This window comes from Exiguobacterium sp. QJM3NY_9 (assembly GCF_056173545.1).
Map to the genome: position 1 here is coordinate 448,447 of NZ_CM149679.1, position 23,626 is coordinate 472,072.

Annotated in this window: 25 protein-coding genes and 2 riboswitches; of the genes, 7 read left to right on the plus strand and 18 right to left on the minus strand. The window is 47.8% G+C overall.

Translation table 11 applies throughout. The features are described 5' to 3' along the window. Nucleotides 1–49 precede the first annotated feature (49 nt). A complete protein-coding gene (locus AC0VYQ_RS02270; protein WP_475404163.1) occupies nucleotides 50–1,222 on the minus strand; it encodes a M20 metallopeptidase family protein in 1,173 nt (390 codons plus the stop codon). An 88-nt stretch (nucleotides 1,223–1,310) separates the two neighbouring features. On the opposite strand from AC0VYQ_RS02270, the gene AC0VYQ_RS02275 reads away from it, so the two are divergent. Continuing rightward, entirely contained in the window at nucleotides 1,311–1,604 is a 294-nt protein-coding gene (locus AC0VYQ_RS02275; RefSeq protein WP_029332555.1) for a putative quinol monooxygenase, read from the plus strand. A 55-nt stretch (nucleotides 1,605–1,659) separates the two neighbouring features. Here the strand turns inward: AC0VYQ_RS02275 and AC0VYQ_RS02280 are convergent, their stop codons facing one another. Together AC0VYQ_RS02280 and AC0VYQ_RS02285 are read right to left on the minus strand one after the other, a co-directional pair. Further along, the gene (locus AC0VYQ_RS02280; protein WP_251137210.1) at nucleotides 1,660–4,416 is read right to left on the minus strand and encodes an SH3 domain-containing C40 family peptidase; all 2,757 of its coding nucleotides are present in this window, start codon (nucleotides 4,414–4,416) and stop codon (nucleotides 1,660–1,662) included. A gap of 211 nt (nucleotides 4,417–4,627) precedes the next feature. After that, nucleotides 4,628–5,179, minus strand: a complete 552-nt coding sequence (locus AC0VYQ_RS02285) for a GNAT family N-acetyltransferase (protein WP_214805506.1) — start codon at nucleotides 5,177–5,179, stop codon at nucleotides 4,628–4,630. A gap of 273 nt (nucleotides 5,180–5,452) precedes the next feature. Between AC0VYQ_RS02285 and AC0VYQ_RS02290 the strand changes: the two genes are divergently transcribed. The 3 genes from AC0VYQ_RS02290 to AC0VYQ_RS02300 all read left to right on the plus strand — a co-directional run bounded on the left by AC0VYQ_RS02290 (nucleotide 5,453) and on the right by AC0VYQ_RS02300 (nucleotide 6,929). Further along, on the plus strand, nucleotides 5,453–5,779 hold the full coding sequence (locus tag AC0VYQ_RS02290) for a DMT family transporter (RefSeq protein ID WP_088836231.1): 327 nt from the start codon (nucleotides 5,453–5,455) through the stop codon (nucleotides 5,777–5,779). Next, the gene (locus tag AC0VYQ_RS02295) at nucleotides 5,776–6,093 is read left to right on the plus strand and encodes a DMT family transporter (protein WP_088836232.1); all 318 of its coding nucleotides are present in this window, start codon (nucleotides 5,776–5,778) and stop codon (nucleotides 6,091–6,093) included. The genes AC0VYQ_RS02290 and AC0VYQ_RS02295 overlap by 4 nt, the downstream gene beginning before the upstream one ends. 122 nt (nucleotides 6,094–6,215) lie before the next feature. Continuing rightward, nucleotides 6,216–6,929 (plus strand): general stress protein, encoded by a 714-nt coding sequence (locus tag AC0VYQ_RS02300; protein ID WP_088836233.1) that lies wholly within the window; start codon nucleotides 6,216–6,218, stop codon nucleotides 6,927–6,929. A gap of 59 nt (nucleotides 6,930–6,988) precedes the next feature. On the opposite strand, the gene AC0VYQ_RS02305 is transcribed toward AC0VYQ_RS02300, so the two are convergent. Then, the gene (locus tag AC0VYQ_RS02305) at nucleotides 6,989–7,813 is read right to left on the minus strand and encodes an aldo/keto reductase (protein WP_475404164.1); all 825 of its coding nucleotides are present in this window, start codon (nucleotides 7,811–7,813) and stop codon (nucleotides 6,989–6,991) included. A gap of 145 nt (nucleotides 7,814–7,958) precedes the next feature. Between AC0VYQ_RS02305 and AC0VYQ_RS02310 the strand changes: the two genes are divergently transcribed. Beyond that, nucleotides 7,959–8,984 (plus strand): iron-containing alcohol dehydrogenase family protein, encoded by a 1,026-nt coding sequence (locus AC0VYQ_RS02310; protein ID WP_475404165.1) that lies wholly within the window; start codon nucleotides 7,959–7,961, stop codon nucleotides 8,982–8,984. 41 nt (nucleotides 8,985–9,025) lie between these two features. Here AC0VYQ_RS02310 and AC0VYQ_RS02315 read toward each other — a convergent pair whose 3' ends face one another. The 5 genes from AC0VYQ_RS02315 to AC0VYQ_RS02335 all read right to left on the minus strand — a co-directional run bounded on the left by AC0VYQ_RS02315 (nucleotide 9,026) and on the right by AC0VYQ_RS02335 (nucleotide 12,758). Beyond that, complete coding sequence (locus AC0VYQ_RS02315; RefSeq protein ID WP_475404166.1) at nucleotides 9,026–9,988, minus strand: EAL domain-containing protein; 963 nt, start codon at nucleotides 9,986–9,988, stop codon at nucleotides 9,026–9,028. A 209-nt stretch (nucleotides 9,989–10,197) separates the two neighbouring features. After that, nucleotides 10,198–10,470, minus strand: a complete 273-nt coding sequence (locus AC0VYQ_RS02320; RefSeq protein ID WP_369834755.1) for a DUF1294 domain-containing protein — start codon at nucleotides 10,468–10,470, stop codon at nucleotides 10,198–10,200. A gap of 9 nt (nucleotides 10,471–10,479) precedes the next feature. After that, nucleotides 10,480–11,220 (minus strand): TPM domain-containing protein, encoded by a 741-nt coding sequence (locus tag AC0VYQ_RS02325; protein WP_475404167.1) that lies wholly within the window; start codon nucleotides 11,218–11,220, stop codon nucleotides 10,480–10,482. Further along, nucleotides 11,217–11,810 carry a LemA family protein gene (locus AC0VYQ_RS02330; protein WP_088836239.1) on the minus strand — a complete coding sequence of 198 codons (594 nt, stop codon included), beginning with the start codon at nucleotides 11,808–11,810 and terminating at the stop codon, nucleotides 11,217–11,219. The genes AC0VYQ_RS02325 and AC0VYQ_RS02330 overlap by 4 nt, the downstream gene beginning before the upstream one ends. Nucleotides 11,811–11,921: 111 nt before the next feature. Further along, nucleotides 11,922–12,758, minus strand: a complete 837-nt coding sequence (locus AC0VYQ_RS02335; RefSeq protein ID WP_475404168.1) for an undecaprenyl-diphosphate phosphatase — start codon at nucleotides 12,756–12,758, stop codon at nucleotides 11,922–11,924. A 172-nt stretch (nucleotides 12,759–12,930) separates the two neighbouring features. On the opposite strand from AC0VYQ_RS02335, the gene AC0VYQ_RS02340 reads away from it, so the two are divergent. After that, nucleotides 12,931–15,021, plus strand: a complete 2,091-nt coding sequence (locus AC0VYQ_RS02340; RefSeq protein WP_475404169.1) for a heavy metal translocating P-type ATPase — start codon at nucleotides 12,931–12,933, stop codon at nucleotides 15,019–15,021. Between the two features lie 105 nt (nucleotides 15,022–15,126). Here AC0VYQ_RS02340 and AC0VYQ_RS02345 read toward each other — a convergent pair whose 3' ends face one another. The 3 genes from AC0VYQ_RS02345 to AC0VYQ_RS02355 all read right to left on the minus strand — a co-directional run bounded on the left by AC0VYQ_RS02345 (nucleotide 15,127) and on the right by AC0VYQ_RS02355 (nucleotide 17,644). Continuing rightward, nucleotides 15,127–15,939 carry a ZIP family metal transporter gene (locus AC0VYQ_RS02345; RefSeq protein WP_029332569.1) on the minus strand — a complete coding sequence of 271 codons (813 nt, stop codon included), beginning with the start codon at nucleotides 15,937–15,939 and terminating at the stop codon, nucleotides 15,127–15,129. Between the two features lie 66 nt (nucleotides 15,940–16,005). Further along, nucleotides 16,006–16,335, minus strand: coding sequence for a YolD-like family protein (locus AC0VYQ_RS02350; RefSeq protein ID WP_088836242.1), 330 nt, complete (start codon nucleotides 16,333–16,335; stop codon nucleotides 16,006–16,008). After that, nucleotides 16,319–17,644, minus strand: coding sequence for a Y-family DNA polymerase (locus AC0VYQ_RS02355; RefSeq protein ID WP_475404170.1), 1,326 nt, complete (start codon nucleotides 17,642–17,644; stop codon nucleotides 16,319–16,321). Before AC0VYQ_RS02355 ends, AC0VYQ_RS02350 begins: the two co-directional genes overlap by 17 nt. Before the next feature lie 209 nt (nucleotides 17,645–17,853). Here AC0VYQ_RS02355 and AC0VYQ_RS02360 point away from each other — a divergent pair, with 209 nt between their 5' ends. After that, nucleotides 17,854–18,501 (plus strand): pentapeptide repeat-containing protein, encoded by a 648-nt coding sequence (locus tag AC0VYQ_RS02360; protein ID WP_214808764.1) that lies wholly within the window; start codon nucleotides 17,854–17,856, stop codon nucleotides 18,499–18,501. 91 nt (nucleotides 18,502–18,592) lie between these two features. Here the strand turns inward: AC0VYQ_RS02360 and AC0VYQ_RS02365 are convergent, their stop codons facing one another. The 6 genes from AC0VYQ_RS02365 to AC0VYQ_RS02390 all read right to left on the minus strand — a co-directional run bounded on the left by AC0VYQ_RS02365 (nucleotide 18,593) and on the right by AC0VYQ_RS02390 (nucleotide 23,164). After that, the gene (locus tag AC0VYQ_RS02365) at nucleotides 18,593–19,348 is read right to left on the minus strand and encodes an MBL fold metallo-hydrolase (RefSeq protein WP_475404171.1); all 756 of its coding nucleotides are present in this window, start codon (nucleotides 19,346–19,348) and stop codon (nucleotides 18,593–18,595) included. Between the two features lie 73 nt (nucleotides 19,349–19,421). Next, complete coding sequence (locus AC0VYQ_RS02370) at nucleotides 19,422–19,922, minus strand: arsinothricin resistance N-acetyltransferase ArsN1 family A (RefSeq protein ID WP_214767163.1); 501 nt, start codon at nucleotides 19,920–19,922, stop codon at nucleotides 19,422–19,424. A gap of 187 nt (nucleotides 19,923–20,109) precedes the next feature. After that, the gene (locus AC0VYQ_RS02375; RefSeq protein ID WP_214767161.1) at nucleotides 20,110–20,649 is read right to left on the minus strand and encodes a 1,2-dihydroxy-3-keto-5-methylthiopentene dioxygenase; all 540 of its coding nucleotides are present in this window, start codon (nucleotides 20,647–20,649) and stop codon (nucleotides 20,110–20,112) included. Nucleotides 20,650–20,664: 15 nt separating this feature from the next. Further along, a complete protein-coding gene (locus AC0VYQ_RS02380; RefSeq protein WP_088836250.1) occupies nucleotides 20,665–21,285 on the minus strand; it encodes a methylthioribulose 1-phosphate dehydratase in 621 nt (206 codons plus the stop codon). Next, nucleotides 21,282–21,941 carry a 2-hydroxy-3-keto-5-methylthiopentenyl-1-phosphate phosphatase gene (locus tag AC0VYQ_RS02385; protein WP_475404172.1) on the minus strand — a complete coding sequence of 220 codons (660 nt, stop codon included), beginning with the start codon at nucleotides 21,939–21,941 and terminating at the stop codon, nucleotides 21,282–21,284. Before AC0VYQ_RS02385 ends, AC0VYQ_RS02380 begins: the two co-directional genes overlap by 4 nt. After that, nucleotides 21,938–23,164, minus strand: coding sequence for a 2,3-diketo-5-methylthiopentyl-1-phosphate enolase (locus tag AC0VYQ_RS02390; RefSeq protein ID WP_475404731.1), 1,227 nt, complete (start codon nucleotides 23,162–23,164; stop codon nucleotides 21,938–21,940). The genes AC0VYQ_RS02385 and AC0VYQ_RS02390 overlap by 4 nt, the downstream gene beginning before the upstream one ends. A 44-nt stretch (nucleotides 23,165–23,208) precedes the next feature. Further along, nucleotides 23,209–23,310, minus strand: a riboswitch (SAM riboswitch). A 204-nt stretch (nucleotides 23,311–23,514) separates the two neighbouring features. Next, nucleotides 23,515–23,617: riboswitch (SAM riboswitch) on the plus strand. The last annotated feature ends 9 nt before the right edge of the window (nucleotides 23,618–23,626 follow it).

Below are 23,626 nucleotides of genomic sequence, written 5' to 3' on the forward strand. Positions count from 1 at the left end.
CGTTATCATTGATGTGATAATAGCATCTCTAAAACGACAAAGTCAATCCTTAAGATTGTAAAGCATGAAGGACGGTTGCACCTAAGGCTTTTGCGCCGATGAGCAATGCCTGTTCATCGATTTCATATTTCGGGTGATGTTGCGGATAAATCGTACTCCCATCCGTTTTGGCAGAGCCCGTGAAGAAGTAACTTCCCGGGACGCGTTCTAAATAGTAGGCGAAATCATCGGCTGCCATCATCGGTTTAAGTTCTTTGACATGGGCTTCACCTAAAAATGCCGTCGCCTCTTTAACGAGATTTGTTTCTACCGGATGATTCCAAAGGGATGGATAACCCGTCGTAAAGTCGATGGAATAGCTGGCACCGATTCCGGCACACGTCGTCCGGGCAACTAAATCGACCTGCTGGCGTAACTGGTGCCGGAGTGTTTCGTCAAATGTCCGGATTTCACCGACAATCCGTGCCTCACCAGTAACGATGTTCGGAGCCGTTCCGGCATGGAATGAACCGATTGCGATGATGGCAGGTGAAAACGGATCAACGCGCCGACTGACGAGGTGTTGGAGATTACAGACGAGTTGTGCCCCGGCGACGAGTGCATCTTGTGTTTTATGAGGGGCTTGCGCATGACCACCCTGTCCGTGGACGACGATTTCGAATTCATCGATGGCGCACAGCGTATGTCCTGCGTGATAGCCAATTGTTCCGACAGGTAAGTCATTTTCGAGATGCGTACCGAAAATTGCATCGACCCCGTCAAGACAGCCGTCTTCAATCATTTGAATGGCACCACCCGGGAAGACTTCTTCCCCGTGTTGATGAATGAACACGATTGTTCCGTGAAGGTCTTCTTGCAGTGCTGTAAAGGCCGAGGCAAGACCGAGTGCAATCGCCGTATGTCCGTCATGTCCACACGCATGCATGACACCCGGATGAATCGAACGGAAGGCGAGATCCGTTTCCTCCTGCAGTGGCAGGGCATCGAAATCGGCCCGAATGGCGATGGTCTTTCCAGGATGTTTTCCTTTGAGGGTCGCGACGATCCCGCTACCACCGACGTTCCTGCGGTAAGGGAGACCAAGCTCATCATAAAACGAGGCGATGGCGTTTGGTGTCCGCACTTCTTGAAAAGAGAGTTCCGGGTGACGGTGCAGATCACGACGTCTTTCAATGATTTGTTGTTCGAGTTGATCGAGTTGAGTGAAGAGTTGCTGTTGCATCATAATCATCCTTTTCGGTTTTTGAGGTATGACTTTCTATAAAACGGGTACAGATAGGAGTAATGAATGATGAGGAGGAAAACAAGTCATGGGAGAAATTATTGTCAACGCGGTCATCACAGTCAAAGCAGGTTTAGCCGATCAAGTCTTTCCGATTTTAAGTACGGTCTACAAAGCTTCACAAAACGAGCCGGGGTGCTTGCGTTATAGCTTACATCAATCCATCGAAGATGAACATCAGTTCATGCTGTATGAAGTCTATCAAGATGAAGAAGCGTTAGAAGCGCATATCGCGTCAGACCACTATAAAGCGTATCGCGAGCAAATCGAATTGTACTTAATCGATCGCCAAGTTACGAAATATGCGGAAATGACATTTTAATGTTAGCTAAAAGAAGCGGACCTCCCGGGTTAGGGAAGGTCCGTTTTTTTAATCATTACATTGATTTGAAACCGAGGAAGTGCTCACGCCAGTGCGGCTCGTAAATTGAACTGATTTGCAGTTGTGATCCTCCGGCATGGATGAAGTGTTTACTATCTAACATGATCCCGATATGCGAGGGGCCATCCGTATACGTGTTTTCGAAGAAGACGATATCCGAGCGTTTTCCGGAACTGATACTTGTGCGTTGATTTGTAAAGAACGCTCCGTACCAGTAACCGCGGACATTTGTCCGTCCGCCGTATTTTCCGGCTTGGTTCGTCGCATAATGAATCAATCCGGAACAATCGAATCCACCATTCGCCACGTTTTGTGATCCCCATGTGTACGGAGTACCGATATGGGCAACAGCAGCTTGAATCAACTTTTCGCCACGTGAATTATTTTTCTTGTCAACTTTTGTTTCGCTCGTCACTGTAAGGGCCGTCACCGGGATGTAGACGGGCGTCCAGCCGGACTGAATGACATAGAAATTACCGACGCGGTAACGCGGATACACACGCTTGCCTTTTTCGACCAACCCGGCACTTTTTGGACTGGCAGGTGTGTCATAAAATGAAGTCGTTGCTTTGACCGTATAGACTTTTGAACGATTGATGGCTTGCTCGTTATACCGCATATCCGGTTTACTCGTTCCGATATAAGGATTGAGGACGTAACCCGTTTGACCATTCGGTAGACGGACTTGCCAAAAGTCATCATCAATCGATTTTAATCCGATCAATTTCGTTCCTTTGCTTAAGTGACTCGCCGGACGACTGTAGGCGACGTCAGCAGAAAAGAGTGGTGTCTGGTTGAAATGGACGTAAAAGACGGTCCCGACTTTGGCTTTAGACGTCGGTTTATTTAAACCGAGCCGACTTGAGTCAACGAATCCGAAGCGTGATCCGATTTTGACGCGTGTGTAGTAACCGCTTTTTCCATAGGTCGTGATTAATGCTCCTTTTTTCAGTGTCCCAATGTTTCCGCTAAGACTGGCTTTTGGATGGACGACCAACTTGTCTTCGGTCACGTAACGTGTCCCTGTCGTCGCATACAGATCTGCTTTCGTTGCTGCGAGCGAACTCGTCAAGACGTATGCATATTCACCGCGGAAGATGATTCGGCTATAGGCGCCGCTCGTGCCGTAAATCGTCAAGAGCGTGTTCTTTTGATGATGCTTAAGAACCGTACTTGAACTGCTTGGGGATTGCTGGATCGGTGTTGTTTTTTGGATGTACAGGCGATCTGTTTTGGCATAGACTTTTGATTTCGCGAGCGAGCTCGTCAAGACGTATGCATATTCACCGCGGAAGATGATTCGGCTATAGGCGCCGCTCGTGCCGTAAATCGTCAAGAGTGTATTTTGTTTATGATGCTTCAAGACGCTGCTTGAACTGTTTGGCTCTACCTGAATCGGTGTTGTTTTTTGGATGTACAGGCGATCCGTTTTGGCATAGACTTTTGACTTCGCGAGCGAGCTCGTCAAGACGTACGCATACTCGCCACGGAAAATGATTCGGCTGTAGGCACCGCTCGTGCCGTAAATCGTCAAAAGTGTATTTTGTTTATGATGCTTCAAGACGCTGCTCGAACTGTTTGGCTCTACCTGAATCGGTGTCGTTTTTTGGATGTACAGGCGATCCGTTTTGGCATAGACTTTTGATTTCGCGAGCGAACTCGTTAAGACGTACGCATATTCGCCACGGAAGATGATCCGGCTGTAGGCACCGCTCGTCCCGTAAATCGTCAAAAGTGTATTTTGTTTATGGTGCTTCAAGATGGTGCTCGAACTGTTTGGCTCTACCTGAATCGGTGTCGTATCTTGGACGTAAAGCCGATCGGTCTTTGCGTAGACGACGGAATCGCCGAGGTGCGCCGTCAATACGTATCCGTAGGTATCATTGATTCGGACGCGGGAATAAAGACCAGATGTCCCGTAAAGATCGACCGATTGATTCGGTGCTAGCGTCCCGATGACCGAACTTGTTGCTGCTTTGTCGTAAATGGATGTCGTTTGTTGGGCGTACTTTTTCCCGGTCAGCGGATACGATTCAACTTCCTTTGAACCGAGTTGTTTTGTAAGCACGAAGCCGTAAACACCATTGAACTGGACACGGGTGAATGTGCCGGACGTCCCGTATGTTTTGACGGTAGCATTTAAAGAATAGCTCCCAAGTTGTTTACTTGTCGTATCGGCATCTGTATAAATCACAGTTTGTTGTTGGGCGAATTGAGTGCCCGTCGTTTCATAAACAGGTGTCTTACTTAAGAATTTACTTGAAACGAAGACGTAAACGTCGCCTTGTTTCACCCGCGTGAAGTCACCCGATGTCCCGTACGTATCGATTAACGTATTTTGAGTGATTGATTTTCCTGTCGGCGTATCAATTGAAGCAGTCGTATAGGAAGGCGCGAGTGCTGTTATGTATTGCGAATCGATTTTTTGATAAACCGGTTGCTTTGCAAGTTGCGTTGTCTTGACGAAGCGATAGACGCCATCGATTGAAATGCGTGTAAAGAGACCATCTGTGCCAAAGGTTTCGACGGCGGTCGTTGCTGGTAACGTCTTGACGAGGGTCGTCTCGTCAGCAGTCTCAAAAACAGGAGTTTCGGAAAGTGTGTACTGCGTTCCGGTTGCTTGTTCTGTTTCTGTTTGTTCTGTCACTTCCATTGGTGTCGGATTCGTATCCGCGTGGCCTTGTAGTGGGAGAGACCCGAGTAACATGACAGATGCCGTGATACTCGTAAACCAATATTTATAAGATTTCATTCATTGAGCTCCTATCATTAAAATTGTAATTTAGCATGTCTAAAGATAAGTTTAGCACTTTCTTTTTGGAAAAAGAGCTGGATATCAGAAATAGTAAAAATGAACTAAATTATGGGAACGGTTTCGTAGGACATATTCCGCCGTGAATAAATCAAAAAAGAGACGGACAAATTTCGCTAGAAATTCGACCATCTCTTTTGGTGAAATGAAGTTATTCTGCCTCGTGATCAATCTGCCACTCCCAGTCGAGCATGCTGTAAATCAACGAATCGCGCCAGTGGTCTTCTAAATAAACGGTTTCCCGTAACAAACCTTCGCGCGTCATCCGGACTTTTTGCAAGACACGCTCCGAAGCGACATTTCGCGGATCACATGTTGCCGTGATGCGATGTAAGTTTAATTTTTCGAAGCCGAATTCGAGTAAAAATGTTGCAATCGATGTCGCGTAACCATTGCCCCATTCGTCAGGCGATAAAATATATCCAATTTCTGCGATTTTATGTTCTGTGTCGGTGACGATGAGCTCTCCCGCGCCAATGACATGATCGTCAGGAAAGGTGACGGCGAAGACATAGCGACGACGTGGACTTTCGAGTTCACTTTCAAGTGCATCGTGTAAAAACTGTTTTGTATCACTCTCAGAGTTCGGTCCCCACGACTGATACTGACTGGCAATTGGTTGTGAGGCATAGGAATGGACAGCTTCCAAATCTTCTGGTGTGAAACGTCGAATCCGAAGTTGATCGTTGATTTTGTAGCGCATGATGAGACCCTCCTCTTTGATTGATTCACTTATCTATATTGGCTAACGGTAGTGGATTCTCCTGTTTGACACGTAAAATCAAGCGTGCTAGGGTGGAGACATCGAACGAAATAGCTAGCCTCTAGGGTTCCGTACGGCAACGTAGACTTGGACCGAGGGAGGCACATGAGTACACCTCATGCAACGGAGGGATAAAAGCCCGGGAGTAGAGCGTCTAGACGCCTGCTTCCGGGCTTTTTTTATTTTTTAGGATGAATGTTAGGAGGAAAAGTGATGACGAAATACTGGTTAGGAATTCTAGTGGCTTCCTTTTTTGAAGTTGCTTGGGTAGTCGGTTTGAAACATGCAGATAGCGTACTTGAATGGATGGGAACAATCATCAGCATCATCATCAGCTTTGCTGTCTTGATTAAGGCGAGTAACCATTTGCCGGTTGGAACAGTTTATGCGGTCTTCGTCGGCCTTGGAACAGTCGGGACGGTCATATTGGACATCATTTTATTTGACCAAAGTGCGTCAGTCATGAAGTTAGGATTGATTGGTGTGCTGTTGATGGGTGTCATCGGATTGAAGTTAGTCAGTGGGGAGGTGGAAGAATGAGTTGGTTGTTTGTCATTATTGCCGGATTGTTTGAGATGCTGGGTGTTGTCTTCATCAATACGTTTAATCAACACAAAACGTTCAAGAATGGTCTATTGATGTTTGGCGGATTTGGCTTGAGCTTCCTATTCCTATCACTTGCGATGAACGGATTGCCGATGGGAACAGCTTACGCTGTCTGGACAGGAATCGGGGCAGCCGGTGGAACAGTACTGAGTATGATTTTTTATCAGGAAGCGAAAGACTGGAAGCGGATAGTATGTATCGGTCTGATTCTTAGTGCGACGGTCGGATTAAAGCTGATTGGCGAATAAACATGTCAAATAGATTATTTTTTTATGGAAGAGCCGACTTGTTGGCATATTTTACAGAGAAACAGGAAATACTCCTTATAAGGATACGTTGTACGACAAAACGAACATAAGGGGAGATTCATATGAAAACGAAACAATACATCGGTACGTATTACTCGGAAGAAGAGTTAATCTCGAAAATGGATGAATTGCATATTCAGGGGCACCGTGAAGAAGATTTTTATGTCATCGTCAAGGAAAAATCAGATATCGAACTCGTCCGCAGTCAAATGGACGCGGAAATTGCGGCGACAAAACCATCATGGATGGATCGGATCCGCGGCAACAAAGGGCGCGATCAAGAAGTCGATCAGTTGTTCGACTCACTTGATTTACCTGCAGAAGATGTAGAAGAACGTAAAGTCGAAGTCGAAGGCGGCGGATTCGTACTTCTGATTGAGGTTCAGGATATTCAGTTTGATCCGCATTTGAATACGGACAATACACATGAAGATGTCAAAGTCCGTTACGGCAGTTATGATGAGACGCACACATCGAGTGCTGCAAATTCAAATGCCCAACTCGGTTCAGGGAATACGCTTGATGTCGATCGGGACTCTAAGGAAGAACATGCCGAAGTTGATTTACACCGAGCCGGAACGGATCAGATGCCGCAAGACGAACAAGCCATCAATCGGGCAAAAGTAGAACAGGACCGCAAGCCGGACATTGCGATGCGTCGCGATGACGATTTCAAACGGCTCGACTCTGAGCGTGATGAAGAAAATAAGAAACAGACGCAGTCACACTCGGATGATGTAGCCGAGCAAGATCACGGAAACAATCTCGATCGTTAATCCGTTCTTGAAAAAGTTACTAAAAGGGAGGAGCCGAAAACGGCCCCTCCCTTTTTTGATTATTTTTTATGCATTTCATCCGGATTCGAACCGGTTCGTTGATTTTGATTTAACGCATCAAGTTGTTGCATCTCAGTTGCTGAAAGTTCGAAGTCAAAGACTGCCAGGTTTTCACGAATTCGACTCGGCGTGACCGATTTCGGAATTGCGATAATCCCGTGTTGAATGTGCCAGCGGAGAATGACTTGGGCTGGTGTTTTGTCTTTTGTCGTCGCGATGTCCGTGATGACAGGTTCAGTCAAGGCGTCGCGTCCCTTCATGAGCGGACTCCATGCTTCAACTAAAATGTCGTGTTCCTTACAAAACGTCCGAATTTCTTCCTGACTTAAGAACGGATGTAATTCAATCTGATTGACAGCAGGTACGACGGTTCCTTCTTCTAGAATCCGCTTTAAGTGGGGGATATGGAAGTTCGAAACACCGATGGCTTTCGTTTTTCCTTGCTTGTACAGTTCTTCGAGCGCATGCCATGTGTCCACGTAACGATCTTCGTTCGGCATCGGCCAATGGATAAGATACAAATCGACATAATCGACCCCGAGTTTAGTGAGGCTTGTTTCGAAGGCTGCGAGCGTTTCTGCATATCCTTGATCCGCATTCCAAACTTTCGTCGTCAGAAAAATTTCTTCGCGCGGAATTCCAGAGTCACGTAATGCGCGTCCGACACCTGCTTCATTTTCATAAATCATCGCCGTATCGATTGAACGATAGCCGGCACGTAACGCTTCCAGTACTGCTTGATACACTTCTTCTTCGGATACTTTAAAAACACCGTAACCGAGTTGAGGCATACTTAGACCGTTGTTGAGTGTGACGTGTTGCATGAGTGGAAGTCCTCCTTCATGTAATCGTTTTATCTTCATAAGTGTACGCTTATTCAGTATGAAAATCGAATGAAATGAGGGGTTGTAAGAAAGGAACAGTCTGCGTATACTGAGCAATAACAAATAATGGAATGAGGGGATTTAGATGATTCGTCAAGCGGTTTTGCAATACATACATGAAAAAGAAGCCGTATCTCAGCTTGACACGTTGCTCGGGAAGCGGAGTGGCGTGCTACTACACGGAGCAAAAGCCTTACAAGCGGCGAATCCTTACTTGCCAGCATTACCGAAAGTCCTGTTTCAAGGGCATTGTACGGATTTTCAAGTCGCGGAATTAGTCAAGGCATGTGCGACATATGACGTCATCGTTACGTTAGGGGGCGGATCATTGATTGATACGGCAAAGAAAGTTGCTGTTCAATTGAACCGACCTTTGATTGTCATTCCGACGATCGTCTCGAATTGTGCGCCGTGGACACCACTTAGCGTCATGTACGACGCGCAAGGTCAATATCTTCGTTTTGATACGCTGCCGGTTGTCATCGAGGCACTTTTACTCGACCATCGGATTCTGTCGGCGAGTCCCTACGATTATTTTGTTGCGGGTCTCGTGGACACACTTGCTAAGTGGTATGAGGCACGTGCTTTAAGTGGAATCACAGTGGAGAATCCAATCATTGAAATGGCGTTACGGGTTGCGGAGCAGTGCAAAGACCTCATCTTAAAAACACCAATCAGCGAGGAGATTTTTCGGGCGTATCCGTCCAGCATCGAACATTTGGTGGAAACCGTCATTCCGTTAGCGGGTAGTGTCGGCGGGTTTGGTGATGATGCGACGCGTGGAGCAATTGGTCATGGTGTCCATAATGCGATGTCTCCTTTTGCATCAACACATTCAATTTTGCACGGAAGTAAGGTCGGATATGGTCTCTTGATCCAGGAGCAGTTGTTGGGTGAAAGTGAAGCATACAACGAGTTGCGGACGTATTTACAAAAAAACGGACAACCGATAACGAGTCTTGATTTAGGACTGACATCGGTAGAACTTAGTCAGTTGGCAGCACGAATCGGACAAGAACCATTATGTCAGTTGATTGAGACGGATTTATCGCCAGCACGTTTACTGGGCGTGCTCGAGCAAAATGATGTCGAAATCATCACAACCTCATGAAAAAACAGCCCCTGCTTAAAAAATGGGGGCTGTTTTTCTTGTTATTGTGCCTTTGCGAATTGTGCGTAAGGTGCAGGGCGACCAAGCAGATATCCTTGTCCGAAATCAAAACCAAGTTGCCGGCAAAGCTCGAGTTCTTCTTGGCGCTCGATGCCCTCTGCTAAAATCTTGATTCCCATTTCTTTCGTAAGATGGCGAGCTTTTCGTAAGAAGGCTTCATTTTCTGCGACCGTATCACAGTTCGAGATGAAAGACCGATCGATTTTGATATAGTCCGGTTGCAGTAACGTCAACATATCGAGTGTCGAGAAGCCGGCGCCGACATCATCAAGCGCAACTTGTATTCCTTGTTTTTTATATTGTTCGAAGACATGTTTCAAGTGATTGACGTCTTCAATTTTTTCCGTTTCGACGACTTCAAACACAAGACGACTCGGGTCGACATTATATCGTTCGACGATTTCGAACGTATGACGAAGGCAGTATTCTGGGTTATAAATCGTCGAGGGAAGGAAGTTGATGAACGTCTTCTCTGTTCCGCCAATATGATGTGTCGCGCGAATCGCTTCTTCGCGTGCGCGTTGGTCAAGTCGTGAGTGGAGTCCCATCTTTGAAGCAGTCGAAAAAAGAATGCCTGGTGACATCGGGACATTGTGATCAGCGGCGCGAAGGAGTGCCTCATTCGCGAACAGCGTATTGTCCTGAATATCGTAAATCGGTTGCAGGTGACTCGTCATGTCACCTGTTTGGATAAAGTTGATGGCTTGTCGATGACGTAATTGCTCGAGTAAAACAGAAGCGAGAAGCGTTGGGGTTGAAAAGCGCGATCCATCTTTTCGACATGAGACGGGAACATCATTAATCTGTAACGTTGATTCAAGAAGCTCCTCCAACTGGTTAAACGATGTATACGAATAAACTTGAGGGATGCTCGACTGGATATGTAAGGAGCCGGCCTCGATAAAACGGATCGTTGTCGTACATTCGGCGCAAGGATGCCACATAAAATGATTTCCACCTTTCCTGTAGAGAGATACATCTAAAAAGATGTATTTGTTAAATTGGTTAAATACTTTACCCAAAGATAATTGAAATGTAACCTCAATTCAAACATTTAATACGCTATTGACCAAACTAAAAAAAGATAGAGGATTCGAACAAAATCGAATCCTCTATCTTCTTTATCGGATGATTGAACCGAAAAGTAAAACGATCATGCGGTCATGAACAAAACCCAGCCCGTCGCGTGTAATAAAAGAGCAAGCGGGACAAGTAACTGGAATTTCGGTTTGCGTGTTTTATGACGTACGAGTTGCATCCCGAGTAATGAACCGAGCGCACCTCCGAGAAAGGCAATCCAAAGCAATGTAGCTTCCGGCGTCCGTTGCGCGTGTTGTTTCGCGCGACGTTTATCGGACCACATCGAGAAGAAGCCGACGACGGTCATCACGCCGTAAAAAATAAGAACCATGTATAATCCGTTCATTATTTGCGCCTACCTTTCTGCGCCACCGCCGCCGGAACTACCGCCGCCACCACGACTTCCACCGCCACCACCGCCACCGCCGCGCATAACGGCTGACAGAATGTTGATGATCGCGAAGAAGAACATGCCACCTGTAAATTTCATATCTAAGAACAATAACAGGACAAGGCCTGCACCGATGACGATTTTGACCCAAAGACTCAATCCGTCTTCAGCATTCGCTTTAGGCGGATCTTGTGATTCGAGTGACTGTTCCTTCGAGACGACACTGATGACGGCTTTATAGGTTTCTGAAGCTGCTTTTCCGTAATTGCCTTCGTCACGATAAGGAACGGCATATTGGTCGAGGATCCGGCCTGCCGTGATATCGGTCAGGACACCCTCAAGCTTGTAACCAACTTCAATCCGGAAATTCCGGCTTTTTTCGTTTGGTGCCACGATCACCATGACACCGTTGTCTTTTCCTTCTTGTCCAATCCCTTGGGCACGGAAGGTTTCATTCGCATACGTGCTCAAGTCCTGTCCTTTTAAGTCGGGGACAGTTTTTAAAACGACTTGTGCGGTCGTATATTGTTCGAGTTCCTGACCAAGACGAGCGAGTTCCGCTTCTTCCGACGCGGTCAGCAACTTTGCATCATCTTGGATGAAGAAAGCGGCTCCCGTGCGTTCTGATACGGCTTCGGCAGTCGGAGTCAGAAGGAAGAAAACGAGGAACGCACTCAAAAGGAGGCGCGTTCTTCGCCAAATCATTTCGAATCACTGTTGAAATCGACCGTTGGGTTTTCGCGGTCGCTTTCTGAAATTTCATAGTATGGTTTTTTGTCAAAACCAAACGCCGAAGCATAAAGCGAAGTTGGGAAACTGCGACGTTTCTTATTGTAGAGTGTGACGGAATCGTTGTAATCTTTCCGTGCGATACCGAGACGGTTTTCTGTCCCTTCAAGCGTATCCATCAATGATTGGAATCGTTCACTTGATTTGAGGTCCGGATACGTCGTTTGTAAGGCGATTAATCCACGGAGAGAAGACGTGACTTGCTGGTCGGCTTCAATCCGTTGTTCTGTCGAAGCAGCGCGGGCAAGGCCGGCTTGTGCTTCTGCGATATCGCCGTAAACTTTTTCTTCTTGACCAGCGACACCTTTAACAGTCTCGACGAGATTCGGAATGAGATCCGCCCGTCGTTTAATTTGGTTATCGACTTGTGACCATTTGTTCGAAACATCTTCTTCGACGTTTACGAGACTGTTGTATTGTCCGATTGCTAAAAATGCAATGATGACAACAACAGCAATTCCGATGATGAGAGGTAATTTAGAACCCCCGCGATTTCTACGTGCCATAATTCGTTCACTCCTTTTTCTGTATCTCATCTACTATATACCCTAAACGGTTTCAATAAGTTTCAAAAAAACAAAAAACTATCAGCAAAAAACTGATAGTTTTTTTGTTTCTTACATGTAAACGACGATTGCAAGAATCCCAGCTAAGACAAGGCGATAGATCGCAAACGGGACAAGTTTGATTTTATTGATCAGTTTCAAGAAGAAACGAATCGATAGTAGCGCAAACGCGAACGATGCAACAAAACCGACGATGTAAAAATTGAGGTGAGCCATTTCGATGTAATCCCAGTTCTTAACGAGCGAGAGAAAACTGGCTCCGAACATGATCGGTACGGCCATGATGAACGTAAAGTCGGCTGCTGTCCGGTGATTCATCCCGAGGAAGACCCCGCCGGAAATCGTTGAACCGGAACGCGAAAATCCTGGCCAAAGCGAAATACATTGGAACAATCCGACGAGTGCCGCTTGGCGGTAAGTAATTTGGTCGAGTGTCGTCGTTTTCGGTTCTTTTGGACCGAGTTTATCCGCTGCAATCATCAAGATGGCACCGACAGCGAGACCGATGATGACGGTATCGATCGAAAAGAGGTTTTCATCGATGAAGTCTTCGAACAATAAACCGAGCACGGCAGCAGGAAGCAGTCCGATTAAGACGTGACGCAGTTTTAATTTGTGTGTGCCCGTCGCATCATGCTCGCCTTCGATTTTATAGAGTCCGATTAAGCTGAACAACCGTTTCCAAAAGACGACGATGACGGCAAGGATTGATCCGAGCTGAATGACGATCTTAAAGGTGTTCGCGGAGTATTTTCCGAGAAAGTCCGTTGTTTGGAGCCACATGTCATCGACGATGATCATATGACCAGTTGAAGAGACCGGGGCGAATTCCGTCATCCCTTCGACGAAACCGAGTAAGAGTGCTTTAAGTAATTCTAAGATATGCATGTTATTCTCCTTCTATATTTTACTATCTAAAAACATATCATGTTTCATTCTTCTGAGATAGAACTAATCTGAATATCGGGCGCAAGACCGATAACGAAAACACCTTGTCGAATGAATAAAAAAAGAGTAGGATGGACTTATAATCAAACGAACATTTGAATGAGGTGGAGGAATGGAAACGAAAACTGAGCGATTACGAATTTCAGGAATTGATTGTGCCAATTGTGCGGCGAAGGTCGAGCGTGGTGTTTCGACTGTCGAAGGAATCGAAGCGGCAAATCTTGATTTTACGGGACAAAAGCTTTATATCACTTATCAAGGAGAGGCACCGGATGACGCAACATACGATGCGGTCGTCAAACGGGTACAAGAATTAGAGCCGAACGTCGAAGTTTCTCGTGACGTTCCATCTGACGAAAGTCATGTTCATGACCACGGTCCATTTTTAACGCAAATGAAAAAGATTCAATACAGTATCGGTGGGGTTGCCTTCATCAGTGCCTTCTTTTTACCGAGCTCAATTGAACTTATCTCATTTGCGCTGGCTTACTTCTTAATCGGTTGGGATGTGTTACGAAACGCGATCCGAAATATTCGTCAGGGACAAGTATTTGATGAAAATTTCTTGATGGTCATCGCGACGGTTGGTGCTTTTCTAATTGGCGAGTACCCGGAAGCGGTCGCCGTCATGCTGTTTTATCAAGTCGGTGAGTTTTTCCAACACCGGGCAGTCGATCAATCCCGCAAATCGATTGCTGAATTAATGGATATTCGCCCTGAGACGGCAACACTTGAAAATGGACAAACGATTAGTCCGTTACAAGTGAAGGTCGGGCAACGGATTTTAGTCCGACCGGGCGAAAAGATTCCGCTCGATGGAACAATCCTTGAAGGAGAAGCATTCATTGATACCGTCGCCTTGACGGGAGAATCAGTACCACGACGTGTCCGCACGAACGATACGATTCTTGCAGGAACGATCAATACAGATGGGCGACTGTTGATTCAAGTCGACCGTCTCTACAGTGAGTCAACGGTCGCAAAAATTCTTGATCTCGTTGAAAATGCTTCGCGCCACAAGGCGCCGACGGAAAAATTCATCACCCGATTTGCTCGTGTCTACACACCGGCAGTCGTCGGGATTGCGACATTGCTTGCTGTCTTGCCTCCATTGTTTGTCACGGGTGCGACATGGGAGGACTGGATTTACCGGGCACTTGTTTTTCTTGTAATCAGTTGTCCCTGTGCGCTCGTCATTTCAATCCCCCTCGGTTTCTTCAGTGGAATTGGTGCCGCTTCAAAACGAGGGATTCTCGTGAAGGGTGGAAATCACCTCGAGTCATTACAACAGCTGGATACGGTCGTTTTTGATAAAACAGGGACCTTGACAGAAGGGGTCTTTGAAGTGACGGAACTCCGCCCGGTTGCCTGTTCAGACGAAGAATTATTGAAAGTGGCAACGCTTGTTGAACAGCATTCGAATCATCCGATTGCAAAGTCCATCCAACGGACATATGCAAGTTATGGTGAAGTGACGGAATCCGTTCAAGAGTATCAGGAAGTCGCAGGATCAGGTGTCGTCGGTCGCTTCGGAACGGATACGATTCGTGCCGGGAATGCCCGTTGGTTCGACGAACTTGGTTATGAGACGCTTGATCAAACGGCAGACGGGACGTACGTTCATGTCGCACGCAATGATACGTACCTGGGCTACATCCGAATTGCTGATCACATTAAAGACAGCACGGTTGAAGCACTTGCTCGCCTCAAGGCACTCGGTGTGAAGAAAACGATTATGTTAACAGGGGACCGCCTGGCAACGGCAGAAGTGATTGGTCGTCAAATCGGGATTGACGAAGTTGCAGCAGAACTATTACCTGATCAAAAAGTCGAACAACTCGAACTGATTTTGAAGCAAGCGGATGGAAAAGTTGCCTTTGTTGGCGACGGCATCAATGATGCCCCTGTTTTGACACGAGCCGATGTCGGAATCGCGATGGGCGGACTCGGCAGTGATGTGGCGATTGAAGCCGCAGATATCGTCCTCATGACAGATGAACCAAAGCAGTTGGTCGAAGCAATTGAGATTGCCCGTGCGACACGAAAAATTGTCTATCAAAACATTTTCTTCGCACTTGGCGTGAAAGCCGTGTTTCTCCTATTTGGTGCATTTGGTTTCGCGACGATGTGGGAAGCCGTGTTTGCGGATGTTGGTGTAACCGTCCTGGCTGTTTTAAATGCGATGCGCATCCTCAAAAAATAATTAAAGGTCCACGTTGAAAGGTACGGACTCAAAAGTCATTCCAATATCAATCTGAAAACTCCTTCACCGGCGATGAAGGAGTTTTTTTGTTCAATCAGTTTGTATTTAGCCTAAGGCGACATCAAGAATCATCATGACGGTAAAGCCGACCATTAAACCGAGTGTCGCTAAATCAGAGCCGTTTTCAGCTTGTGATTCAGGAATCAATTCCTCGACGACAACAAAAATCATCGCGCCGGCTGCAAAGGCGAGTGCGTAAGGCAGTAACGGTTGAATGAAGAAAACAGCAGCCGCCCCGATCATTGCCGCAATCGGTTCAACAATGGCGGACATTTGACCGTAATTGAAAGCGCGACGGCGTGACATGCCTTCACCACGAAGCGGAATCGATAAGGCAGCACCTTCCGGCATATTTTGAATCCCGATTCCGAGTGCGAGCGTCAAAGCACCAGCGACTGTCGCCCCGTCCATATTTAACGCAGCAGCACCAAAAGCGACACCGATTGCTAGACCTTCCGGGATGTTGTGCAAGGTGATGGCTAAAAAGAGCAGAGTTGCCTTTTTAAGACCGGTCGAAGGGCCTTCTGCATTTTCAAGTGGTGCGGATAAGTGTAAATGTGGTGTGACGAAGTCGAGTAAGCGAACGAAGAAGCCACCTGCTAAAAATCCGATTGCAGCCGGAAGCCAGGCGATGCCACCATCCTGTTCCGTAAATTCAATCGCCGGAGCGAGCAGTGACCAAAAGGACGCAGCGATCATGACACCGGCGGCGAAGCCGAGCATCATATTCATGACCTTTTTTTCAATTGTCGTAAAGACGAAAACAAGTGCCGCCCCAAGTGCGGTCAAGCCCCATGTCATCATCCCGGCGAGTAATGCCTGGATCACGACGGGGAGTGAAGTAAACCATTCAAACATACAAACATTCCTTCTTTCAAATCATAATTCAAGAGATAAGTGCATTATTGAAGCCCACTGTCACTCCTACCCGTTTTCAATCCGAACTAGTCGCATCAGGGGAATTTCGATCGAATTTTGACTCCGGACGTACAGAAGTCCTCGTTCGCGCTCGATTCGTTCGATGAATCCGGTCAGTGTGATATAGCTTCCTTCCTTATAATACGTGATTTCAAGTTCTTTTCCTTCCATTAATGCTTCTTCGAGGATGAATTGCCATGATTCTTGAAGTTGTTCATCGATGGGCGGTAGTGTTAAACGATGCGTATCTTTATAATAGTCGCGCAACAGTTGAATGTACTCCGGCATCAAAAACGGAATCCATTTTAAATTGCCACGGTCACGATACCGTGTCATTGCCGTCACCTCCCGGATGACCACCGACGAAGCGGAGGCGGCGCTTGGCGACACTTGTATCAAGAAAAGAAACAGCGAGGCGGATGGTTCCCTTCCCGTAACGGACGTTGACATGATCGATTGCCTTTAACAAGCGTTTGCGTTTCCAAACACGGGTATTGTCTTCGAACAACGACAGTTGCAGTGCACCTTGGTCGGGGACAAGTTGACCGAGCGAGACGGACAAAAAACGAATCGGTTCGTGTTCGAGCCAGTTCGGCTCGAACAGCTGAAGGATATGCCGCAGGATAATCCGTTCGTCTGAAGTCGGATAAGGGAGACGGAGTTGCTTTGAAAATCCTGCCCGGACGATATGTCTCGAGTAACGGACACCTAAGTGAACCGTCCATCCAAGTTGATTGGAAAAGCGGACGCGGGCTGCGACATCGTTTGCGAGCTCACTTAAGACCAGCCGAATCTGGTCGTATTCGTAATAATCACGCATCAGTGTCACGCCATGACCAACCGTCTTCTGTCGGGATGATGCCGGACGAAATAAAGCGGTCGGATCAATCGTCGTCGGAGATTGATCGATGCCCCATGCATGATGCCAAAGTTCGGCACCGATGACACCAAAACGTTCGTGTAGTGTTTCTAATGGTGCGGCCGCCAAATCGCCGATCGTCTCAATGCCTAATTGATTCAGATGGTGCTCCATTTGATGACCGATCCCCCACATCTTGCGAACGGGAAAGTCATGTAAGAGACGGGGGACATCAGCATAACCACAACGCGCAATGCCCTGTTTCTTCCCGAGTAAATCAAGGGCAAGTTTCGCGATGACGTTATTAGGACCAATCCCGATTCGGACGTGAATGCCGGTTTGTTCCAGGATAGCTGACTGTAATTGGTTAGCCGCTTCAAAATCCGTACCGAAGAGGTGCTCCGTTCCCGTCATGTCAATGAAACTTTCGTCAATCGAGTATACCCGGATTGCTTCCGGTGGTCCGAATTGATGGAGCACATCGAGGACACGAATCGACGTTTTCATGTAGCATAACATGCGTGGTTCGACGAGATGAATCTGCTTTCGTTCCTTATACGGGAGTTGTTCAATCTGGTAGAGACGACTTGCCGTTTTGATACCAAGCGTCTTCAAAGCAGGGCTCGCCGCTAAAATGACGGAGCCGCTCCGTTTTAAATCGGAAACGACGGCTAATTTTGTTGTTAATGGTGGTAGATTTCGGTAATGGCACTCGCAACTGGCATAAAAAGAGACACTATCCACGCAAAAAATACGTTGGTTTGGAAAGTCCGCATCAGAAGACACGAAAATCACTCCTTTTAGAACGTTTGTTCTTATTTTATTTATGTTGATTCTAGCACGGTCTCAAAGTGTCTCAAATCAAAAATTGAAAAAGAGTGTACATGTCATCACTTTTTAGAGCGCGGCATGACTTTAGAGATCATCCTCTTGAGTCATATTTAGGTAACAGGTTTGGTACACTAAGGACTGAGAAGAAGAAGGGTTGGGAGAGAATGAAGAAAAAACCGATGATCCATCTACCGGATGTCCCGAATAACTTAGCAGTCGAAACATTTGCAGAAATCGAAATCGATGATCCGTACTTGTATCAAATGATGTATGAAAAAGAAACGTTACCCATCGAGCTGACGGAGCGGATCGATGCCAATCAAGTCTGTTTTCGGAATGTCTCATTTGCGGGGCTCGTGTTTGATCGCGCGTCATTTGAAAATGTTCGATTTGAGCAGTGTGACTTGACGGGTTGCCAGTTCCGTGACAGTCGTTTTCATCGCGTTCTGTTTCAGGACTGTCGCCTGACGGGGGTTCAATTAGAAGAAACGACACTTGATCATGTCACGGTAAAAGCATGCCAGGCGAATTACTTACAAGTGATTCGGACATCGCTCCGACAAGTAACGTTCGAGCAGACGGCGATGCGGGAGACACAATTCTTCGAAGGGAAACTCATCGATTTACGTTTTGAGGATGTTGAATTGATGGAAAGCCAGTGGGTTGAAACTCCGTTAAAAGGACTCGATTTGCGACAAGCGGACGTCTCGGGGATTACGATTGATCCACGCTTTTTGACAGGGGCGATCGTGACGGAAGGACAAGCAATCGCATTTGCCCGATTACTCGGTCTTGTCATTCCGCAAGAATGAACATGAAAAAAACCGGACGCTGTTCCTCTTCCTTTTAGAGAAGTGGAAAACGTCCGGTTTTTTTTGTTCGTACGACTCTCGAAGGAGAGACTTAAAAGGAGAGCGTCTCGCCGTCGTCCGGAATCAAAAAGTGAGCGGAGAGATGATTTGCTGCTAAAAAGTCAGCAATCATATCGCGGCGGAGCAGGCAGTGATTGACGGCTTCGAGATGCGAAACGATGATCGTCGCTTCAGCCGCTGCCGCGTGGACCGCTAATAAATCACGTTCCGACATCGTGATCGGTTCACCGGTCTGGAACTGGGCGGCACCACTATTGACGACGATGACATCTGGTGCATAGGTATCAATCGCAGAATCGACGTCGTCACACCAAATCGTATCACCGGCGATATAGAGCGTCGGCTCATCGGGATGCGTAAAGACGAGACCGGATACGTGTCCCATCCGTTGTCCAATCTCACCGACACCGTGTTGACCATTCGTGCGGAAAACTTTGACATCGCGCAGTGTCACACCTTGGTCGAACGACTGAACGTCCGTGAAACCGGCATCTTTAATGACAGAAGCGTCCGTCGCGTTTTGGGCATAGAGCGGAACCGTCTTCGGTAATAATTGTTTGGCGGCATCATCGAAATGATCGGCGTGAAGATGCGTCACGAAGACGGCATCCGGATCGAGTAAGGTCGAGACATCAACCGGCAAGTCGACGAGGGGATTGCGGTGGGTATTCGGTGTATGGTCGAACGGAGGAAGCGAACCCTTTTCACCGAGAAAAGGATCAATTAAAAAAACTTGGTTGGCATAGGTCAAGACGAGTGTCGCATTTCGAATTTGCTGGATGTTCACAGGCAATCTTCCTTTCTTGTACGAATCTTCCTCGTCTCATATTCCCGACTTGCCGAACCTTTAATCCAAAACATCATTGGTCCGGTTTAGGGAGAATTTTTTCCATCGCCAGGACATCGACGTAATACCCGTTTAACATTCCTTGTTCTTTAAAGGTACCGACGATTCGGAATCCGGCTTTGATGTAGAGTTTTTGACCGATCCGGTTGAAGGGGAACGTGAAGAGAATCAGTTTGTGCATGCCGTGAATGATTGCATGTTCTTCGATGATGTCGAGTAGTCGTTTTCCGATTCCTTGTCCGCGGTGGGTCCGTGTGATGTAGACGGACAGTTCGCCGACGGACTGATAGACGGGACGCGGATTGTAGGCATCGAGCGAAATGAAGCCAAGAATCTTTGACCCTTCATAGGCAACGTAACCGGCATGTCGCTCGGAGCGTTCACTGAACCATTGCTGCATGAAGGCGAGATCCTTCGTATCCGTCTCGAGCGTCGCGATGCGGTCTTCGATTCCTTCATTATATATGGCGAGCACATCCGGTAAGTCGGTTTCTTGAACGAGACGAATCATCATACACGTCATCTCCTTTTCGAGTACTTTTCTTCATTATATCGGAGATGGGTGAAACAAACGCCATGTTTCTAGAATAGGAAATACGCTCCGACACGTGCTTTCCTCAAACATGTTTGTCAGACAACGTTTCAGTACAAAAAAGCCCAGGTCCTCTATCGCTAGAAGACTTGGGCCGGCCCGGACTGAATTAGTTTGCTGAAGACAGGGCGTCCCGCTCGTAAATCGGCACCCAGCCGTCCGTCGTGACGAAGATTCGGATTGCTACCACTTTCCGGTCTTCCTGGAGCGTGAAGTAGTGGCGCGTGTTGACGGGAACGGAAATCAAATCACCGGGATTGAGCTCGATGTTGTAATAGCCGACCTCCTCGTCTTTAATCGCAAACACGCCATGGCCGCTGACGATGAAGCGGACCTCGTCATCGGTATGATGATGTTCTTTTTGGAAGTTGACGAGTAATTCATCGAGATTCGGTGTCGTATCCGACAGTGCGATGATGTCAGCCGTCTGGTAACCGCGACGTTCCGAAACATCTTTAATCTCGTCCGCGAATGTCGTTAAGATCGTCTGTTTGTCGTCATCCGTTAATGTAAAGTTTTCGACGAGGTCGCTTGGTAACTTCGAGACGTCCCATTGTTCATATAAGACGCCGCGTGAAGCAAGGAATGAAGAGACCTCATTTTGATCCGTATACCGTTCGTTTGTCTGTTGGAAAAGTACTGTTGCCATTGTAAATTCCTCCTTTTAATGAATCGCCTGTCGGCACGTTTGTAGTTTTAAGGTGTAACTGAACAAAAACTCGAATGCTTCCAACTGTTTTTTCGCTTCAAAGGCAGTCGGTGCCCAGACGGTGATGCCGTGATTGCGAATCAGGACGGCGCCGCTCTCGGCATGTACATGTGCTGCAAAGGCAGCGGCAAGCGTCGGAATGTCGGCATGGTTCGGGATGATCGGCACACGGACTTCCGCATCTTCTTCCCAACGGCCGAGTGCCTTGATGATTTCCTGACCGGCAAACCGAATCTCGCCTTGATCGCCGTACAGTTCCGAAATGACATTATTGTCAATCGTATGGACGTGAAGGGAACACCCGGCAGTCGTTCGGTTGAAGACCTCGACGTGGAGCAATGTTTCGGCAGAGGGACGACCCGTCTGTTCGCCGATCAGTTGACCGGACGCGTCGACATGGACGAAGTCGTCCGGTGTATCCTGCCGTTTGTCCTTCCCGCTTGCCGTCACGAGAAATTCAGTCGGTTGATCGGCTGTCCGGATGGCGAGATTGCCGCTTGTACCGGGGAACCAGTCGCGTGCTGCAAGTTCCTGTTTGACGGCACGTAATTCTTCATATCGTTTTAAGAAGGTCATGTGTACACCACCTTTGTCTGCAGATGATTCAATATGTCATGAAAGTTTTCAAACGGTGTATACGGGATGCCGTGCTGTTCACATAGCGTGATCAGATAATCCCGTGCATAAACGTGATCCGCCTGCTTAGCCAGTTCAAAATCTGTTACGGAGTCGCCGATCGCGATGATCGTGTCACCATTCTGCTTCAGCTTCCGGGCGATCGAGGTTTTGCAACAGCCGCATTGATTTGTACAGGCCGCGTCGCAGGAATGCGGCCATTCGATTCGAACCGTCTCCTGGCTGAAGTCACTGCCGTTGCAATAAATCGCTTCGTCCGTCAGTACATCCGCAAGAATCGGCTGGACAAAAAAGTCGATCCCGCCGCTGACGATGGAAAAATCAATCTCGTTTGATTTGGCAAAGGCGAGCAAGGTGTCGAAGCCGGGACGAATGACTGCCCGTTTCATCAAGAAATCAATGTAGTCCTGTTTTTGACTGGACGGAAGCAGCTGAAACATCTGTCCGACGCCGGACTGAATCGAGAGCGACCGGTCGAGCACACCTTGTTTTAACGGTTCAAATTTTTCCGGCGGAGCGAACTCCTGCATCAAGGCGATGATATTATCGTGCTCCGTTACCGTTCCGTCAAAGTCACATAAAATCCGGATTGTCATTTCGTGATCCCCCAAGCATCGAGGGCGACACGTAATTCCTCGTGCTGGCGGGCGGCACTTGTCAGTGATTCGCCGGCCAGTGCTGCGCCCAGTGCCTGGCGGAAAGCGGTGACTCCGGCCGCAGCACCTTGCGGATGACCGTGGACACCGCCCCCGGCATTGATGACAGAATCGACGCCGAAATCACGAACAAGCTGGGCGACGAGACCCGGGTGGATTCCGGCGGACGGGACCGGGAGAATTGTTTTGGTCTCACCGATTCGGGTCGCTTCGACGGCAATCCCGCGGGCCAAGTCTTTGGCGAGGGCGACATTCCCGTACGGCGACGGGAACAGTGTCAAGTCGGCACCGGCAATCCGCGGCAACGTTCCGAGCAGGACCGGGGCGGCAATCCCGTACTCGGGACTGGCGATCAAGGCACCGCTCAACGCCGGATGATTAAAGATCGGGACCGGGATTTCCGGATCGGCTGCCAGTTCCCGCAAGACATCAAGCCCGTATGTAAACGTGTTGAGCAGGAGGGCTGTCGCTCCGGCTTCGACCAGTCGTTTCGCCTGCTCTTTCAAGCGGAAGACCGGACCACTCAACGTAATCGCATAAAGGGCCCGTTTACCGGTCCGTTCATAGTGTGCATCGAGGACTTCCCGTCCAATCCGCGCCCGGTCGAGTGCCGGTGTCAGCGGATTGTCGTATAAGATTTCGTCATCCTTGACGAGATCAATCCCGCCGGCGAGCTGGGCTTCCAGTTGTTCCCGTAAAAAAACGATGTCCCGTCCGATGACGCCTTTGAAGATGCTCATCAACAGGGGGCGGTCATGGACTTGGATCAACTGGCGGACGCCCTCGATGCCGAATTTAGCACCGGGGAAATCCGGTGTGAACGAAGCGGGAAGCTGAAGATCCGTCAGTTTGATTTGACCGTCGAGTGACAGCTTGCCGAAGACGGTCGTCAAAATCGCCGAAAAGTCCCGTGAGACGTTGTGTTCCGGATAACGGATCGTGACATACCCTTTTCCGTCGTGTTCTTCCGTATGGACGACTTGTCCTTTAAAGGATTCAAGCTGTTGTTGTTCCAAGTGATTCAAATCGGTCCATGAGCCGACCGTCAGACCGAGGGCGATTTGCTCTGCCCGTTTTGGTAACTGATTGGTCACGCCGAGTTGGTAAGTTACGGTAATATACGCCATGATCGTCGTCTCTCCCTTGTTAAAAAATACAAAAATGGTCCCTCGTCAATGACAAGAGACCATGAAAAATTGCGCGTGGACTCTTATCTGTCAGCGTGTTAGCTGCAAGAATTAGCACCGTGCCAACTGGTCGGTTGCTGCGACATCATAGGGCTCGTCCCTCCGTCTGCTCTTGATAAGAATTGGATGAAATTGTGAAATCTAATTGCAATTTTTACATGAGATGGACGTGATGTCAAATAATTTTTTGAAAATTTATTTTTTTTGAAATCAGCTTCTATAGATGGCGGTCTTTTAAATGGTTTTTCACTAAAATTTGGAATTGACAGATGATTTAAGACGGGCGTAATATTCGAATCAACATCGAACACAACAACCACATATGACTCTTATCGTGAGTTGGCAGAGGGAATTGGCCCGAAGACGCCGCAGCAACCGACCATCCGGCACGGTGCTACATCCAACAGACATTCGTCTGAGAGATAAGAGGACGGATGA

What these genes read in the sequence shown, in the direction of transcription:
- AC0VYQ_RS02270 (WP_475404163.1), bottom strand. Translation starts at nt 1,222, where the DNA reads ATGCAACAGCAACTCTTCACTCAACTCGATCAACTCGAACAACAAATC.
- AC0VYQ_RS02275 (WP_029332555.1), top strand. Translation starts at nt 1,311, where the DNA reads ATGGGAGAAATTATTGTCAACGCGGTCATCACAGTCAAAGCAGGTTTA.
- AC0VYQ_RS02280 (WP_251137210.1), bottom strand. Translation starts at nt 4,416, where the DNA reads ATGAAATCTTATAAATATTGGTTTACGAGTATCACGGCATCTGTCATG.
- AC0VYQ_RS02285 (WP_214805506.1), bottom strand. Translation starts at nt 5,179, where the DNA reads ATGCGCTACAAAATCAACGATCAACTTCGGATTCGACGTTTCACACCA.
- AC0VYQ_RS02290 (WP_088836231.1), top strand. Translation starts at nt 5,453, where the DNA reads ATGACGAAATACTGGTTAGGAATTCTAGTGGCTTCCTTTTTTGAAGTT.
- AC0VYQ_RS02295 (WP_088836232.1), top strand. Translation starts at nt 5,776, where the DNA reads ATGAGTTGGTTGTTTGTCATTATTGCCGGATTGTTTGAGATGCTGGGT.
- AC0VYQ_RS02300 (WP_088836233.1), top strand. Translation starts at nt 6,216, where the DNA reads ATGAAAACGAAACAATACATCGGTACGTATTACTCGGAAGAAGAGTTA.
- AC0VYQ_RS02305 (WP_475404164.1), bottom strand. Translation starts at nt 7,813, where the DNA reads ATGCAACACGTCACACTCAACAACGGTCTAAGTATGCCTCAACTCGGT.
- AC0VYQ_RS02310 (WP_475404165.1), top strand. Translation starts at nt 7,959, where the DNA reads ATGATTCGTCAAGCGGTTTTGCAATACATACATGAAAAAGAAGCCGTA.
- AC0VYQ_RS02315 (WP_475404166.1), bottom strand. Translation starts at nt 9,988, where the DNA reads ATGTGGCATCCTTGCGCCGAATGTACGACAACGATCCGTTTTATCGAG.
- AC0VYQ_RS02320 (WP_369834755.1), bottom strand. Translation starts at nt 10,470, where the DNA reads ATGAACGGATTATACATGGTTCTTATTTTTTACGGCGTGATGACCGTC.
- AC0VYQ_RS02325 (WP_475404167.1), bottom strand. Translation starts at nt 11,220, where the DNA reads ATGATTTGGCGAAGAACGCGCCTCCTTTTGAGTGCGTTCCTCGTTTTC.
- AC0VYQ_RS02330 (WP_088836239.1), bottom strand. Translation starts at nt 11,810, where the DNA reads ATGGCACGTAGAAATCGCGGGGGTTCTAAATTACCTCTCATCATCGGA.
- AC0VYQ_RS02335 (WP_475404168.1), bottom strand. Translation starts at nt 12,758, where the DNA reads ATGCATATCTTAGAATTACTTAAAGCACTCTTACTCGGTTTCGTCGAA.
- AC0VYQ_RS02340 (WP_475404169.1), top strand. Translation starts at nt 12,931, where the DNA reads ATGGAAACGAAAACTGAGCGATTACGAATTTCAGGAATTGATTGTGCC.
- AC0VYQ_RS02345 (WP_029332569.1), bottom strand. Translation starts at nt 15,939, where the DNA reads ATGTTTGAATGGTTTACTTCACTCCCCGTCGTGATCCAGGCATTACTC.
- AC0VYQ_RS02350 (WP_088836242.1), bottom strand. Translation starts at nt 16,335, where the DNA reads ATGACACGGTATCGTGACCGTGGCAATTTAAAATGGATTCCGTTTTTG.
- AC0VYQ_RS02360 (WP_214808764.1), top strand. Translation starts at nt 17,854, where the DNA reads ATGAAGAAAAAACCGATGATCCATCTACCGGATGTCCCGAATAACTTA.
- AC0VYQ_RS02370 (WP_214767163.1), bottom strand. Translation starts at nt 19,922, where the DNA reads ATGATGATTCGTCTCGTTCAAGAAACCGACTTACCGGATGTGCTCGCC.
- AC0VYQ_RS02375 (WP_214767161.1), bottom strand. Translation starts at nt 20,649, where the DNA reads ATGGCAACAGTACTTTTCCAACAGACAAACGAACGGTATACGGATCAA.
- AC0VYQ_RS02380 (WP_088836250.1), bottom strand. Translation starts at nt 21,285, where the DNA reads ATGACCTTCTTAAAACGATATGAAGAATTACGTGCCGTCAAACAGGAA.
- AC0VYQ_RS02385 (WP_475404172.1), bottom strand. Translation starts at nt 21,941, where the DNA reads ATGACAATCCGGATTTTATGTGACTTTGACGGAACGGTAACGGAGCAC.